This is a genomic window from Mycobacterium sp. IS-3022 (assembly GCF_001500065.1).
GTDB lineage: Bacteria > Actinomycetota > Actinomycetes > Mycobacteriales > Mycobacteriaceae > Mycobacterium.
On sequence record NZ_LQIN01000020.1, the window covers coordinates 1 to 15,857 of the forward strand.

Consider the following 15,857-nt stretch of genomic DNA (forward strand, 5'->3'; position numbering starts at 1 on the left):
CCGACGTCGTCACCATTCTGCAAGCGCTGCTGGACCACCACCCCATGCTGCGGCTTCATGCGCAGCGCGACGACGCAGGATGGTCACTACATGTGCCCGAACCCGCCTCCCTCGACGCGAGCGCATGCCTGCACACGGCCGACGTATTGAGTGATGAGACGCTGAGCACCGCTCGCGCACAATTGGTTCCGGCCGCCGGGCGGATGCTCGCCGCGTTGTGGGTGCCCACCACCGGGCAGCTCGCGTTGATCGTCCACCACCTCGCGGTCGACGGGGTGTCGTGGCCGATCCTGGTCGAAGACCTCAACATCGCCTGGGCCCAATACCACTGCGGCCAACCCATAGCATTGCCGCCGACCGGTACCTCGTTCCGGCGGTGGGCCGACCTACTGGCCGAGCATGCCCGCACCGATGCGGTCCTCGCGCACGCCGACGCGTGGCGGAAGATCACCGCGACCGCGCCCGCACTGCCCGCGCCCCGACCCGGCGTCGACACGTATGCCAGCGCGGGGCATCTGTCGGTGTCGCTGGATGTCCACAGCACCCGCGCGTTGCTCGGTGACGTGCCAGCCGCGTTCCACGCCGGTGTTCCCGACATCTTGCTGATCGCCTACGCGCTGGCCTGCAGCGAATTCGTGGGCACCGCCGCGCCGGTCGGCATCGACGTCGAGGGCCACGGCCGCCACGAACACCTCGCCCCCGATCTCGACCTGTCGCGCACGGTGGGCTGGTTCACCACCAAACACCCCCTCGTGCTGAGCGCGGCGAACCTGAACTGGCAGCGCGTGATCGGCGGCGATCACGCGCTGGGCCCGGTCATCAAGGATCTCAAGGAACAACTGCGTGCCCAGCCCGATCCGCTGACCTACGGGCTGCTGCGCTACCTGAACCCCGACGTCGACCTGTCCGGGCCCGAACCGTCGCTCGGTTTCAACTACCTCGGACGGCTCGGCGCGGGCGCCGCCCAGCTGTCCGAGGACATGTGGCGGGTCAGCCGTGACGGGTTGGCGCTCGCAGATGCCGCCACTGCCGTACCCATGCCGCTGGCACACGCCATCGAACTCAACGCCGCGGCCGTCGACACCGATGGCGGCCCTGTGCTGCAGGCGAATTGGACGTTCGCCCTCTCGGTTCTCCCTGCCGCGCAAGCCGGCCGATTCAGCCACTTGTTCTTACAGGCGCTGCGGGGCATCTGCGCCCACGTCGCGGGCGGCGGCGGCGGGCTGACCCCCTCCGACATCGCGCCCGCCCGGCTCGCCCAGCACCAACTCGACCAACTGCAGGCCCACGACCGCATCGCCGACGTCCTGCCCCTGACCCCGCTGCAGCAAGGACTGCTCTTCCACGCCGAATCCGCTGCAACCGCAGACGATGACGCATACGCCATGCAACTCGACATCACGATCGCCGGCCCGCTCGAACCTGACCGCCTGCGCGACGCCATCCAGACCGTGGCCGTGCGACACCCGAACCTCGCCGCCCGATTCTGCACGCAGTTCGACGAGCCCGTGCAGATCATCCCGGCCGAACCCGTTGCGGCGTGGCGGTACGTCGATCTCACCCGCAACGGCCGAAACCCCGACGAGCACGTCCAGCGGTTGTGCGCCGACGAACGCGCCGCAGTTTGCGACCTCACCCGACCGCCGCCCTTCCGGGCGGTACTGGTCCGCACCGCGCCGGACCGACACCGTCTTGTGCTGACCAATCACCACATCGTGCTCGACGGTTGGTCGTTACCCATTGTGATGCAGGAGATCTTCGCCGGCTACTACGGCCAGCGGTTGCCCGCGGCGACGCCGTATCGAAGCTTCGTCGCCTGGCTGGCCGAGCAGGATATCGACGCCGCCCGCGCCGCCTGGTGCGAGGCGCTGGCCGGGTTCGACACCCCGACCCTGGTAGGCGCGCCGGGCCGGCTGGAACAGGGGCGGCGAGGCACTGCATCAGTTTCTCTGCCGGAGCGGACCACTCACGCCCTCAACGACTTGGCGCGCTCGCAGCACACCACAATGAACATCGTTCTGCAGGCCGCGTGGGCGCAGATGCTGATGTCGCTGACCGGACACCACGATGTCGTGTTTGGCGCCGCGGTGTCCGGCCGCCCGACTGATGTCGCCGGCGCGGAAACGATGGTCGGCCTGCTCATCAACACCGTGCCGGTGCGTGCGACCATCACTGCGGAAACCACTGCGGCCGCCCTGCTCGGTCAACTGCAACGCGCACACATCAGCACACTCGAGCATCAGCACCTGGCGCTCAACGAGATTCACAAAGCCACCGGCCAAGACCAGCTGTTCGACACCATCTTCGTGTACGAGAACTACCCGGTCGACGCCAGTGCGTTGGCGGACGTGCGCGAGTTGACGGTCACAGAGATCGTCGGCCGTGAGTCCACGCACTATCCGCTGATGCTGCAGGCGCGGTCGGGTGACGAATTGTGGCTGCGTGTCGAATTCGACGCAAGCTTGTTCGACGGGTCCGAAGTCGACACGCTCATCCACAGGTTGCAGCGGGTGCTCGATGCGATGACCGTCGAACCCACCCGGCCACTGTCGTCCATGGATCTGCTCGATGGAACCGAACACGACCTCCTTGACCGGTTCGGTAACCGCGCGGTGTTGCACCAGCCTGCGACGCAGACCTCCATACCGGCGCTGTGGGCAGCCCAAGTGACGCGCACACCCCACGCGGTCGCGCTGGGCAGCGGTGAGCATTCGTGGACCTATCGCGAGCTCGACGAAGCGTCGAACCGGCTGGCGCACAAGCTGATTGACCACGATGCCGGGCCGGGTCAGTGCGTGGCGCTGCTGCTGGAGAGGTCAGCCGAGGCGATCGTGGCGATCCTGGCGGTGCTCAAGAGTCGCGCGTCGTACCTGCCGATCGACCCGGCGCTTCCGTCGACCCGAATCGCGTTCATGACCGAAGACGCGGCACCGATCGCCGCGATCACGACCGCCGAGTTGGGCGACCGGTTGGACGGCCAGGTGCCGGTCATCGACGTGCACGACCCGGCGATCGACACCCGGCCCTGCGACCCGGTGCCGCCGCCCGCACCGGACGACATCGCCTACATCATCTATACCTCCGGCACCACCGGAACGCCCAAAGGCGTTGCGATAACTCACGCCAACGTCGCCCAGCATCTCGATTCGCTCGGCATGGGCCTGCCGCTGACACCCGTGTGGACGCAATGGCATTCGCTGGCCTTCGACGTCTCGGTGTGGGAGATCTGGGGCGCGCTGCTACGTGGTGGACGGCTCGTCGTGGTCCCCGAAAACGTCGCAGCTTCACCGGATGAACTGCACACCCTGCTGGTCGCCGAAGACGTCAGCGTGCTGAGCCAAACCCCCTCGGCGGCCGCGATGCTGTCACCCGAGAACCTGGACTCGACCGCGTTGGTGGTTGCCGGAGAGGCATGCCCGACGGAACTCGTCGATCGCTGGGCACCCCACAAGGTGCTCATCAACGCCTACGGGCCCACCGAAACCACGGTGTACGCGACCATCAGCGCTCCGTCGACCCCGGGGCCCGGCCCGGTGCCGATCGGTGCGCCGGTGGCCGGTGCGGCACTTTTCGTGCTCGACGGATGGCTGCGGCCGGTTCCCGTCGGCGCAGTCGGCGAACTCTACGTGGCCGGCCGCGGTGTGGGGGTTGGTTATTGGCACCGACCCGCGTTGACGGCGGCCCGATTCGTCGGATGCCCGTTCGGCGGGCCGGGGAGCCGGATGTATCGCACCGGCGACCTGGTGCGCTGGAGCGACGACGGGCAGCTGCAGTACCTCGGACGCGCGGACGAGCAGGTGAAGATCCGCGGCTACCGCATCGAACTCGGCGAAGTGCGCACAGCGCTGGCCGAATTGGACGGCGTCGAGCAGGCCGCCGTGGTCGCGCGCGAGGACCGCTCCGGTGGCCCACGCCTGATCGGCTATTTCACCGGCACAGCAGATCCCGCCGGCATCCGCGCCCAACTGGCCGAGAAGCTGCCCGCCTACATGGTGCCGGCGGCAGTGGTGAAGCTCGACGCGCTACCGCTGACGGTCAACGGCAAACTCGACGCGCGCGCCCTGCCGACACCGGAATATCAAGGCGCCGAAGCGTACCGCGCACCAGGCAACGCGGTGGAACAGATACTGGTCGACATCTACGCCGAAGTGCTGGGTGTCGACCGGGTCGGCGTCGACGACTCCTTCTTCGACCTCGGCGGGGATTCACTGTCGGCGATGCGGGTGACGGCCGCCGTCAACACGGCACTGGACGCCGGTCTTTCGGTGCGCGCCGTGTTCGACACCCCGACCGTCGCACAGCTTGGGCCGCGGATCAGCGGGGCGGCGGGCCGGCGCACACCGTTGGTCCCCGTCGAGCGCCCCGCAGTCATACCGCTGTCGTTCGGTCAGAGCCGGCTGTGGGTGCTCGACCAATTACACGGCCCTTCACCGGTTTACAACATGGCGGTGGTACTGCAATTGCGCGGGCGTCTCGACACCGACGCGCTGGGTGCGGCACTCTCCGACGTCGTCGGCCGCCATGAGACCTTGCGCACACTGTTCGTGGCCACCGATGGGGTGCCCCAGCAGCTGGTGATCCCAGCCGAGGGGGTCGACTTCGGTTGGGATGTCGTCGATGCCGACGGATGGCCGGCGGCCAGGCTGGAGCTGGCCGTGGAACGGACGGTGCGCCACTCGTTTGACCTGACGAGCGAGGTTCCGTTGCGGGCAGCGCTGTTCCGCATCGCCGACGACGAACACGTGCTCGCCGCCGCGGTGCACCACATCGCGGCCGACGCGGCGTCGGTGCAGCCGCTGGTATGGGATCTGGGCATGGCATACACCAGCCGGTCTGCGGGGCGGGCACCCAGCTGGACCGAATTACCGGTCCAATACGCGGATTACACGGTTTGGCAGCGCGCGCGGTTCGGCGATCTCGGCGACGACGACAGCCCCATCGCCGCGCAACTGGACTACTGGCAGGAAGCCCTGGCGGAGATGCCCGAACGCCTGGCCCTTCCCACCGATCGACCCTATCCGCCGGTGGCCGATCAACGCGGGGCCAGTGTCGCGGTGAACTGGCCCGCCGAACTGCAGCACCGGCTGCGCGAGGTGGCACGCGCGCACAACGCGACCAGTTTCATGGTGATCCAATCCGCGCTTGCGGTGCTGCTGGCCAAGATCAGCGCCACCAACGATGTCGCCGTGGGCTTCCCGATCGCCGGACGCGCCGACCGGGCCCTGGACGACCTGGTCGGGTTCTTCGTCAACACGTTGGTGCTGCGGGTCGACGTCGACGGTGATCCGACCCTCTCCGAGGTGCTGGCTCAGGTACGGCGACGCAGCCTGGCCGCCTACGAGAACCAGGACGTGCCCTTCGAAGTGCTGGTCGACCGGCTCAACCCCACGCGGAGCCTGACCCACCACCCGCTGGTGCAGGTCATGCTGGCCTGGCAGAACATCCTCGGCGAGAACAGCGATTCGGCCGTGCACGCCCTGGGCGATCTACACATCACCCAGAAGCCGGTGGACATCCACACCGCGCGGATGGATCTGGTGTTCCACTTGACCGAGAACTGGACCGACGGCGGAGAGCCCGCCGGGATCCGGGGAGCGGTCGAGTTCCGCATCGACGTCTTCGACCCGGACACCATCGAAACGCTGATCCAGCGGCTGGAGCGCGTGTTGGTGGCGATGACAACGAGCCCGCAGCAACGGATGTCGTCGATCGCACTGCTCAGTCCGGGTGAGCAGGCCCTGCTCGATGCGGTCGGTAACCGAACGGCGCTGACGCGGACCGCCCGCCCCGAAGTGTCGATCCCGACGCTGTTCGATGCGCAGGCCGCGCGCACCCCCAGCGCCGCGGCGATCACCTGCGCCGGTCGTACGATGACATACCGGCAGCTCGACGAGGCGTCGAATCGCCTGGCGCAGCTCCTGATTGGGTTGGGTTCACGACCCGGCAAGTGCGTGGCCCTGCTGTTGGAGCGCTCAGCCGAGGCCGTCGTGGCGATCGTCGCCGTGCTGAAGACCGGAGCGGCCTACCTGCCGATCGACCCCGCCCATCCCAACGCGCGGATCGAGTTCATGCTCGCCGACGCCGCACCGGTCGCTGCGATCAGCCGTGTCGGGCTCGCAGAACGGTTGGACGGCTGCGACGTCGCGGTCGTCGATATCGCCGATCCTCGCATTTGCACCCAATCAAGCGCCGCACCGCCGGCGCCGACTGGCGACGACGTGGCTTACATCATCTACACCTCGGGTACGACCGGCGCGCCCAAAGGCGTGGCCGTCACCCACCGCACGGTGACACAGTTGCTGCAGGCATCCGATGACGGTCTGCCACGCGCAGGGGTGTGGACGCAGTGGCATTCGTTGGCGTTCGACGTGTCGGTCTGGGAGATCTTCGGTGCCCTCCTGCGCGGTGGACGTCTGGTCGTGGTCCCCGAGGACGTGGCGTCGTCACCGACCGACTTTTACGCCCTGCTGGTCGACGAACACGTCACCCTGTTGAACCAAACCCCCTCGGCCGCCGGGCTGCTTTCCCCCGAAGGTCTGGACGCGGTCGCGTTGGTGGTGGCGGGCGAAGCATGCCCGGCCGACCTGGTCGACCGGTGGGCAGGCGGCCGCACGATGGTCAACGGCTACGGCCCCACCGAAACCTGGTACACGTCGTTCAGCGCGCCGCTGACCCCCGGAACGGGTGAGGTCCCCATCGGCACACCGGTGTCGGGGGCGGCGTTCTTCGTGCTCGACGAATGGTTGCGGCCCGTCCTGCCCGGCGTGGTCGGTGAGTTGTACGTGGCCGGCGACGGGCTGGCGTGCGGATACGTGAACCGCAGCGGGTTGACCGCGTCGCGGTTCGTCGCCTGTCCGTTCGTGAACACGGGAGCGCCGGGGCAAAGAATGTATCGCACAGGCGATCTCGTTCGGTGGGGCGCAGACGGTCAGCTGCGCTATCTCGGCCGCGCCGACGAACAGGTCAAGATCCGCGGGTACCGCATCGAACTCGGCGAGATCAGCTCGGCGTTGACCGAGCTCGCCGGTGTGAAACAGGCGGCCGTCATCGCCCGCGAAGACCGCCCGAATGACATCCGCTTGGTCGGCTACCTCACCGAATCCAGCGTCGGCGCAGTCGATCCCGAACAGATCCGCGCCGCACTGGGCGAGCGACTACCCGCCTACATGGTGCCTACCGCCGTCATGGTCGTGGACGTGTTGCCGCTGACCGTCAACGGGAAACTCGACGCCCGTGCGCTGCCGGCGCCCGAATACCGAAGCGAAAACACCTACCGCGCCCCGCAATCCGACACCGAGAAGACCATCGCCGACATCTACGCCCAGACGCTCGGCATCGAGCGGGTTGGTGTCGACGATTCGTTCTTCGACCTCGGCGGTGACTCGCTTGCCGCGATCCGGGTCGTCGCCGCCATCAACACCAAGCTGGACGCCCACCTTGCGGTGCGTACGATGTTCAGCGCGCCGTCCGTGAAAAGCCTGAGCCGGCAACTGGGTACACCGGACAGTGCCATCGAGGTGGTGCCCGTCGAGATCCTCAAAGAGGGTGCCGGTGTCCCGCTGTGCTGCGTCCACGACGGTTTCGGGCTCAGTTGGACTTATCGAACCCTCGCCGACCACCTGGACCGCCCGATCATCGGGATCAACCAGATCGCCGCCGACGGCGAAGCGGAACCGAGATCGATCCGCGACATGGCAGCACGTTATGCCGACAGGATCCAAGCCGTGCATCCCGCCGGTCGCTACAACCTGCTCGGCTGGTCCCTCGGGGGCGTGGTGGCGCACGCATTGGCCGTCGAGCTGCGCCGCCGTGGATGCGTCGTCAAGAACGTGATCCTGCTGGACGATGCCTTCAGCGCGAATCGGGTCATCGCAAAGGCGCAAGCGTCCGAGAAGAGCTCGGTGCTGTCGGAGATTCTGCGGCTCAACGGTATTGAGGTGTCCACGCCGATGACGTCTGCGGAGGCGGCACAGTTGATTCGCCGACACCTCGACGGGCCGGCGGTCACGCTTCCGTCGGAGCAGCTGCTGGAGTTCATGGTTCACCGGGTCGCCGAGAACCAGTTGCGCCTACAGGACCACGTGCCGGAGCTGTTCGACGGCGACATCGTCGTTTTCACCGCATCCCGCGATGCCGACGGCGACCCGGTGCGAACTTGGCGCCCCTATGTGTCCGGCGACATCACCACATATCCGGTCGACTGCGCGCACCATGAGATGCTGACCGCCGAAATACTCACCACATATGGTGCACAACTACAGGATTGGTTGAAGGCGCGCGATGAGTAGCGAAACCCTCGACATCGTCGGCATGCCCCGCGGCGGCCCGAATGCCTCCTGGTTGGACCGGCGACTGTGGACGGACCGGCTCGAGTACCTCGACCGCGATGATGCCGATGATCTGAAACGCAAGGTCGCGCAGGCACTCGACCGCGGCGGGCGGCGACGGCGGCTGGGCGTCTACGGCAAATGCGCCCGGGTGGTGCTCGACGAGGTGGCCGACGTTGCGACGCCGAAGATCCTGGAACTCGGGGCCGGCCTCGGCGGCCTGTCGGAGAAGCTGCTGGAGAGCCACCCCGCCGCCGAGGTGACGGTCACCGACATCGATGCCGCGTTCGTGGCGGCCATCTCCGCCGGTGATCTCGGCGGTCATCCGCGCGCCACGGTACGCGAAATGGACGCCACCGCAATCGATGTCCCCGATGGGTCGTACGACCTCGCCGTGTTCGCGTTGTCGTTGCACCACTTGCCACCCGAACAGGCCGCCCGAGTGTTCGCCGAGGGGACGCGTGCGGCGAAGAAGCTGATGATCATCGACCTGCGCCGACCGCCCGCGCCGGTACACGCCATGGTGCTGGCCGTGGCGCTGCCATTCACACGGGTCGTCCCGCTGGTACACGACGGGGTGATCAGCTCGATGCGCGCCTACAGCCCGTCGGCGCTGCGTGTTCTCGCCCAGCATGCCGATCCGGAGATGACCGTCGAATTCCGCACGCGCCGGTTCGGCCCGACGGTCGTGGTCGCGAGCCGCCCTGTCGGTTGACTGCCGGCCGACTCCCTGGGCTCGAATTCGCGGGTAAGGCTGTTGCGTGCCGCGATTCACGACCCTCAGTGCAATCTCGACGTTAGGACGCCAGGACGCCCTAAGGCCAGGACGCCAGGACACCAGGACGCCGGCCCGCCAGGACGTCAGGCCGATACGAACCGCACCGCGACGTAGCGCTCTCGGCGCACCAGCTCGACGAACTCCTCCGCGGTCGGAATCCGATTGTCGCGGAACTTCAACCCCATCATGGTTTGCGCCCGCTTCGCGCCGTAGGCCTGCGCGCACCGGTGCGAGAGGTCGGCGACGGCGCCAGGATCCGTGATCAGCTCACCGCGCATAGTCGTCATCCGGCCATCGACCAGCACATCGGCGGTCGCCCCGTCGCGGAAGTTGTTCTTCCACGGCGCGCTGGTCAATGCGTAGAGGCCGCCGTCGATCCGGTGCGCGCTCACCGGAAACGAGTACCTTCGACCCGACTTCCGCCCCGTGACGTTGATGACCATCATCTGCTTGCGCAACGACCCCGCCAGCGGAGTGCGCAACAACCGGCCGATCACCGGATTGACGGCGCGCAGCACCGCGGCCGGCGGATGCGAGATCGTCACCGCCTGCGTTTGTTCTGTCATGCGCTAACGCTATGCCGAGCCGCGCGCGGCCACCGCCGGAACGGCGCTACAACGAGCCGAGGTCGTCGGGTACGTCGACCGCGTACGCACGCAGCGCCTCCAGCGAGACCACCTCGAGCGTGCGCTCGTGCGTCGAGGCCAGCACCACCGGCGCGGCGAAGCCGTCCTGATGGGCCTTCAACCAGTTCACCGCGGTGACGCACCAGCGGTCGCCCGGTTGCAGACCGGGAAAGCGGTACTCCGGACGCGGTGTGGACAGATCGTTGCCGATCGAGCGTTGATGGCGCAGGAACTCCGCGGTCACCACGGCGCAGATCGTGTGGCTGCCGAGGTCCTCCGGGCCGGTCGAGCAGCAGCCGTCACGGTAGAAACCGGTCAGCGGGTCGGTGCCGCACGGCTGCAGCGGCTCGCCGAGCACATTGAGTTCAACCACAAGTCGTCCAAGTTCCGCGGGGGTCCTAAGGTATTCAGTGATACCTGAAACATATTCAGCTGGCGTGTGAACGGACAGAGGAGCATCCGGCATGGCCGCGCTCAAGACTGGCGACGTTTTCCCCGACGTGGTGGTGACCGCTGTCGTCTCGACCACCTCGCTGGCGGCCGACGCCGAGGACACCTGGCAGCAGCTCCAGCAGGGTCGAAGCGGCATCCGGCCCCTCGACAAGTGGTTCGTCGACGAGTTCGACTCGCCCGTGCGCATCGGCGGGCCCATCCTGGAGGACCTCGACGAACAGCTCGGGCGGGTGGAGCGGCGCCGGACGTCGTATATGCAGAAGATGTCCACCATCCTCAGCCGCAGACTCTGGGCGGCCGCGGGCGAGCCCGAGGTCGACACCCGCCGGTTGGCGGTGTCGGTCGGGCTCGCGCTGGGCAGTACCGAGGAGATCCCCCTCCAGCACGACCTCTGGCGGCAGAAGGGGCTGCGCGCGGTCTCCCCGCTGACCGTGCAGATGTACATGCCGAACGGCGCGGCCGCCGCGGTCGGGCTGGACCGGCAAGCGAAGGCCGGCATCATCTCACCGGTGATGGCCGACTCCTCGGGCGCCGCGGCCATCGCCCAGGCGTGGCGGCACCTGATCCTCGGTGAGGCCGACGTGGTGATCTGCGGCGGAGTCGAAACCCACATCGAGGCCGTGCCGGTCGCGGCGTTCTGCATGCAAGAGCTGCTGTCGACCAACAACGACGACCCGGCCGGCGCCTGCCGTCCGTTCGACCGGAACCGCGACGGCATGGTGTTCGGTGAAGGCGGCGCGTTGATGCTCATCGAAACCGAGGAGCACGCCAAAGCGCGGGGTGCGAAACCCCTGGCCCGGCTGATGGGCGCGGGCCTCACCTCCGACGGCTACGACGACGTCAAGCCCGATCCCGACGGCCTGCGCGCCGGCGACGCGATCACCCGGGCGATCGAGTTGGCCGGGCTGACACCGACGGATATCGACCACATCAACGCGCACGCCACCGGAACCGTCTTCGGCGACCTGGCCGAGGCCCGAGCGATCCGCAACGCGTTCGGCGACCACTCGCCGGCGGTGTACGCACCGAAGGCGGCGTTGGGGCATTCGCTGGGCGCTGCCGGCGCGATCGAGGCCGTGCTGACGGTCCAGGCGCTGCGCGACGGGGTCATTCCGCCCACGCTCAACCTCAAGGATCTCGACCCCGAGATCGACCTCGACGTCGTCGCCGAGAGCCCCCGCCGCGGCGACTACCGCTACGCGATCACCAACTCGTTCGGCCTCGGCGGCCACAACGTGGCGCTGGCCTTCGGCGCCTACTGAGCCTTGGTCAGGGTGAACTGCCCGACGTAGCTGACGTTGCGCTGGAAGAAGTCCGAGCAGCCGACGAGGTACTTCATGTACCGGTCGTAGACCTCCTGCGACGTCACCGCGATCGCCTGGTCCTTGGCGGCCTCCAGTTTCTGGGCCCAGGTGTCGAGCGTGCGGACGTAGTGCGGGGTCATCGTGTCGAGTTCCTCGACGGTGAAACCCGCGTTGCCCGCGTACTCGTAGACGTCCTCGTCGCACGGCACCGCGCCGCCGGGGAAGATCTCCTTGGCGATGAACCGCATGAACTTCAAGTCCGACATCACGATCGGGATCCCCATCTCGGGCCAGCGCTTGAGCGGGTGTCCCATGATCGTCTGCAGCACCATCCGGCCGTCGGCGGGCATCAGCCGGTAGCACGTGTCGAAGAACGCCTTGTACTTCGATTTGGGCCACGCCTCGAACGCCTCGATGGACACGATGCGGTCGACCGGCTCGTCGAATTCCTCCCAGCCTTTGAGCAGCACCCGCCGCGAGCGGTCCGTCTCGACCGCGTCGAGGATCTGCTGGCCGAGCGCGCATTGATTGCGGCTGAGCGTCAGCCCGACGACGTTGACGTCGTAGGTTTCGATCGCGCGCTTCATCACCGAGCCCCAGCCGCAGCCGACGTCGAGCAGCGTCATCCCGGGCTGGAGGTCGAGCTTGCCAAGCGCGCGATCGATCTTGGCGACCTGCGCCTCTTCGAGCGTCATGTCGTCGCGCTCGAAGAACGCACAGCTGTAGGTCCGTGTCGGATCCTGGAAGAGACCGAAGAAATCGTTCGAGATGTCGTAGTGCGCTTGAACGTCCTCGTACGCCACCTTCATCGTCGTCCCCGAACTATCCGACATCTTCGATTGGCCTCCTATGCGGGTGTTACGTGACCCCGACGACCGCGTAACGACCAACTTATATATCGCACTTTTCGTAAACGGGCTAAGCAGCCGCCTTCTCACACGTGAACTGAGCGACGTCGGTGTAGCCCTCCCGGAAAAGGTCTGCGCAACCGGTCAGGTATTTGCGGAAGCGCTCGTAGATCTGCTCCGAGGTGATCGCGATCGCTTCGTCCTTTTTGGCCTCGAGGTTCGCTGCCCAGGTATCCAGCGTCTTGACGTAGTGCGGCTGCAGGTGCTGTTCGCGGGTGACGGTGTAGCCGGCCTTGTTTGCGTGCTCCCGCACCATCGACGCCAGTGGCAAACGTCCGCCCGGATAGATCTCGTCCATGATGAACTTGATGAATCTCACGCGGGACATGGTCAGCGGCAGGCCCTTGGCCTTGATCTCCTCATCCTCGGGAATGATGATCGTGTGTAGCATCATCACGCCGTCGTCGGGCAGCCAACTGAACGTCTTCTTGAAGTAGTCGTCGTACTTGTTGAAGCCGAAGTGCTCGAACGCGCCGATCGACACGATCCGGTCGACCTTGCCCTCGAACTCCTCCCACGGCTGCAGCCGGACTTCCATCTTCCGGTCGCTCTTGAGCTTGGGGAACCAGTAGTCCTCGATGTGCTGCTTCTGGTTCTCCGAGAGTGTCAGGCCGATGACGTTGACGTCGTACTTCTCCACCGCACGCGCGATCGTCGAGCCCCAGCCGCAGCCGATGTCGAGCAGCGTCATGCCCGGCTGCAGGCCGAGCTTGCCGAGGGACAGGTCGACTTTGGCCCGCTGGGCCTGCTCGAGCGTGTAATCGTCGCGCTCGAAGTAGGCGCAGCTGTAGGTCTGGGTGGGGTCCTGCCACAGCTTGAAGAAGTCGTTGGAGATGTCGTAGTGGAACTGGACTTCGTCCTTGTCCGACCCGCGGGTCTCCGACGCGGATTTCGACAGCCACTTCGACTGTGCCTGTGGTGTCGAGCTGTGCTTTGTTCCTGATGTTCCTGTCACGGTCCGCCCTTAATGCAATCGAGGGAACGACTGTTCACTATCGCGCAGGCTGTTCGACACGATGTGTCGACATTACCTCCAGTGGCCGGTCCGTCGGCAGCGGAGGACCTGCGACACCAACCTAAATTTTCCCGTTTCTGGTCATCCAGCGCATCACCTGCCAGCCGGCGAACACCGGCAGCCAGATCGTCAGCACCCGGTAGAGCAGGACCGACGGCACGGCCACCGCGGCGGGCATGCCGAATGCGGCCAATCCGCCGATCAGCGCCGCCTCGACCGCACCGATACCACCGGGCGTGGGCGCCGCCGAGGCCAGCGTGCCGCCGATCATGGTCACGACGGTGACGGTGACGAACGAGGTGTCGCCGCCGAACGCCTCGATCGCCGCCCACAGCGCGAACGCGTTGCCGAGGGTGGTCGCGGCGCACCCCGCCATGATCACCGCCAGCCGCCGGGGCTCGCGGGCCAGCGCGACGAGGTGGCCGATCATCTCCTGCAGTCGCGGCCGCACCGCCGTCGCCAGCCAGCGCCGCAGCTTCGGCACCAACAGGAACGTGCCGATCAGCCCGAGCAGCACACCGCCGATCAGGTACAGCAGCGTGGCGTTCGGGACGAAGCGCGACAGGTCGGCCGATACGCCCGCGGCGGTGGAGAAGAAGACGAGCAGCCCGAGGTGGGTGATCACCTGGACCGACTGCTGCAGCGCGACGGCGGTGGTGGCGCGCATCGGGCTGACGCCGCCCTTCTGCAGATACCGGGCCGACAGCGCCAGCCCCCCGACCCCCGCGGGCGTCGTCGTGGCCGCGAACTTGTTCGCCACCTGCATGACGACCAGACCCCGCAGGTTCACCAGTCCGTCCGCACACGCCCAAAGTGCCGCTGCCGCACCGAGATACGTCAGGCTCGACGCGGTCAGGCCCAGCAGCGCCCACCACCAGTTCGCGGTGCGGAGTTCGGTGATGAACGTCGGCACCGAGCTGAGGAACGGATAGGCGACGTAGACCAGCGCGGCCAGCAGCACCAACTGGATCACCTGGCTGCGGGTGAACCGCGTGACGGTCTCGGTGCGGATCTCGTCGACGCGGGTCTGGCGCTTCACCTCGTCACGCGCGGCGGAGATCACGCCCTTGGCGTCTTCGACGGAATGGCGGATGCCCGGCGGCATCGCGGCCGAGGTCAACCGCCGCGACGCGGTCAGCACGGTGTCCTTGCCGAACGCGTCGATCGCGGCGCGCACCGCCGAATTCGCGTCGTACAGGTACGTCGTCGTCACCAGCAACTGGGCGATGTCGGTGCGCAACTGGGCGTCGGTGGCGCCGTACTCGGCGTAGTCGAACCCGCCGAACAACACGGTGTCGTCGTCGACGGTGATCTCGCTGCTGCGCAGGTCGCCATGCGAGATCTGGCAGTCGTGCAGTTCGCGTAGCGATTCCCACACGCGCCCGACGGGTATCGACTCGACGCACTCGTTGATCGGTATCCCGCGCGGCGGGGTGTGCGCATACAGCGTCCAGCCCCGGTCGAGGGCGGCGACGGCGATCGCCGAGGTGTTCGCGATCCTGAGCTCGCCGATCGCGATGGCCATCAGCGCGCGGTGTTCGACGAGGCGGCGCATCGAGGCGTGCAGCGGCGCGGTCTCGCGGTCGCGCAACCGCACCTTGCGCCACAGCTGCAGCAGCACACCGCCGCCACGCTGGTGCGGGCCGTACAGCTCCATCACCGCCGTCGACTGCTGCTCCTCGCAGGTCGCGTTGAGCAGCAGCGGGCCGGCGCCGGCGGGCCGCACCACCTGGATGCTGGACACGACGCACCCGCGGCGGGCCATCGCCCGCACGGCGCCGTCGAGCGGCACCTCGAGCCCGGGCGTGCCGACGACGAGCACGACCAGCGCCCCGATCAACCAGCCGACGGCCAGCCCGAGCAGCGAGCGGGCCGGCACCACGGCGCTGATCATCAGATGGATCGGCACGAACGCCAGCAGCAGCGCCCACCACCAGCGCCGCCAGCGGGTCGGCAGCCACGGCCCCGACACCGTGAGCACCGCGGCGAGCATCGCGATCCAGCGGGGGTCGTCGACGAACTGCGAGGAGAACGTGTCGAGTCGGCCGGACAGATCGAAGTGCCACCGCGGCGCCGTGAGTCCGAAGCCGCTGATCGACAACGCCAACCCGGCGATGGCGGCGGCCGCGGCGTACGCGCCGAGCAGTTTCCACTGCCGCGACAGGATCAGGCCGACGAGGATCACGAACGGCAGCGCGACGATCGCGACGCCGTAGACGAGGTAGACCAGGTCCGCCTGGGTGGGGGTCAGCACGGCGACGATCTCGGAGATCGAGCGTTCCAGCGCGACCCACTCGTTGCGGGTGATCAGCGAGCTGGTGACGACGACCGCGAGGAACAACGCGGCCAGCACGACGCGGACGATGTCGTTGGTCCGCCTGGTCAATGGCTGCAGCAGGCTGCCCGAGACGGTGATGTCCCGCCCGTCAACGCGCATGAGTCAACG

General features: G+C 67.4%; 8 protein-coding genes. 3 read left to right on the forward strand and 5 right to left on the reverse strand.

Annotated features, from left to right (window positions below; genetic code table 11):
- Both AU188_RS13715 and AU188_RS13720 read left to right on the forward strand, forming a co-directional pair.
- Window positions 1–8,288: non-ribosomal peptide synthetase (locus AU188_RS13715; RefSeq protein ID WP_156426679.1), on the forward strand; the 8,288-nt coding region annotated here is incomplete at its 5' end.
- A complete protein-coding gene (locus AU188_RS13720) occupies window positions 8,281–9,042 on the forward strand; it encodes a class I SAM-dependent methyltransferase (protein WP_059164257.1) in 762 nt (253 codons plus the stop codon). The genes AU188_RS13715 and AU188_RS13720, both read left to right, overlap by 8 nt.
- A 146-nt stretch (window positions 9,043–9,188) precedes the next feature.
- Here the strand turns inward: AU188_RS13720 and AU188_RS13725 are convergent, their stop codons facing one another.
- Both AU188_RS13725 and AU188_RS13730 read right to left on the reverse strand, forming a co-directional pair.
- Window positions 9,189–9,671 carry a hypothetical protein gene (locus AU188_RS13725; RefSeq protein ID WP_059164258.1) on the reverse strand — a complete coding sequence of 161 codons (483 nt, stop codon included), beginning with the start codon at window positions 9,669–9,671 and terminating at the stop codon, window positions 9,189–9,191.
- A gap of 46 nt (window positions 9,672–9,717) precedes the next feature.
- Window positions 9,718–10,104 (reverse strand): DUF2237 family protein, encoded by a 387-nt coding sequence (locus tag AU188_RS13730; protein ID WP_059164259.1) that lies wholly within the window; start codon window positions 10,102–10,104, stop codon window positions 9,718–9,720.
- Window positions 10,105–10,195: 91 nt separating this feature from the next.
- Here AU188_RS13730 and AU188_RS13735 point away from each other — a divergent pair, with 91 nt between their 5' ends.
- Window positions 10,196–11,446, forward strand: coding sequence for a KasA/KasB family beta-ketoacyl-ACP synthase (locus AU188_RS13735; protein WP_059164260.1), 1,251 nt, complete (start codon window positions 10,196–10,198; stop codon window positions 11,444–11,446).
- Here AU188_RS13735 and AU188_RS13740 read toward each other — a convergent pair.
- The 3 genes from AU188_RS13740 to AU188_RS13750 all read right to left on the reverse strand — a co-directional run bounded on the left by AU188_RS13740 (window position 11,440) and on the right by AU188_RS13750 (window position 15,848).
- Window positions 11,440–12,321, reverse strand: a complete 882-nt coding sequence (locus AU188_RS13740; protein WP_172799498.1) for a cyclopropane mycolic acid synthase family methyltransferase — start codon at window positions 12,319–12,321, stop codon at window positions 11,440–11,442. The genes AU188_RS13735 and AU188_RS13740 overlap by 7 nt on opposite strands.
- 85 nt (window positions 12,322–12,406) lie before the next feature.
- On the reverse strand, window positions 12,407–13,351 hold the full coding sequence (locus AU188_RS13745) for a cyclopropane mycolic acid synthase family methyltransferase (protein WP_059164262.1): 945 nt from the start codon (window positions 13,349–13,351) through the stop codon (window positions 12,407–12,409).
- Between the two features lie 121 nt (window positions 13,352–13,472).
- Window positions 13,473–15,848 (reverse strand): lysylphosphatidylglycerol synthetase family protein, encoded by a 2,376-nt coding sequence (locus tag AU188_RS13750; RefSeq protein WP_059164263.1) that lies wholly within the window; start codon window positions 15,846–15,848, stop codon window positions 13,473–13,475.
- Window positions 15,849–15,857: the final 9 nt, after the last annotated feature.

Excerpts from the sequence above, each read along its gene's own strand:
- AU188_RS13735 (WP_059164260.1), top strand. The coding sequence starts at position 10,196 with ATGGCCGCGCTCAAGACTGGCGACGTTTTCCCCGACGTGGTGGTGACC.
- AU188_RS13725 (WP_059164258.1), bottom strand. The coding sequence starts at position 9,671 with ATGACAGAACAAACGCAGGCGGTGACGATCTCGCATCCGCCGGCCGCG.
- AU188_RS13750 (WP_059164263.1), bottom strand. The coding sequence starts at position 15,848 with ATGCGCGTTGACGGGCGGGACATCACCGTCTCGGGCAGCCTGCTGCAG.
- AU188_RS13720 (WP_059164257.1), top strand. The coding sequence starts at position 8,281 with ATGAGTAGCGAAACCCTCGACATCGTCGGCATGCCCCGCGGCGGCCCG.
- AU188_RS13740 (WP_172799498.1), bottom strand. The coding sequence starts at position 12,321 with ATGTCGGATAGTTCGGGGACGACGATGAAGGTGGCGTACGAGGACGTT.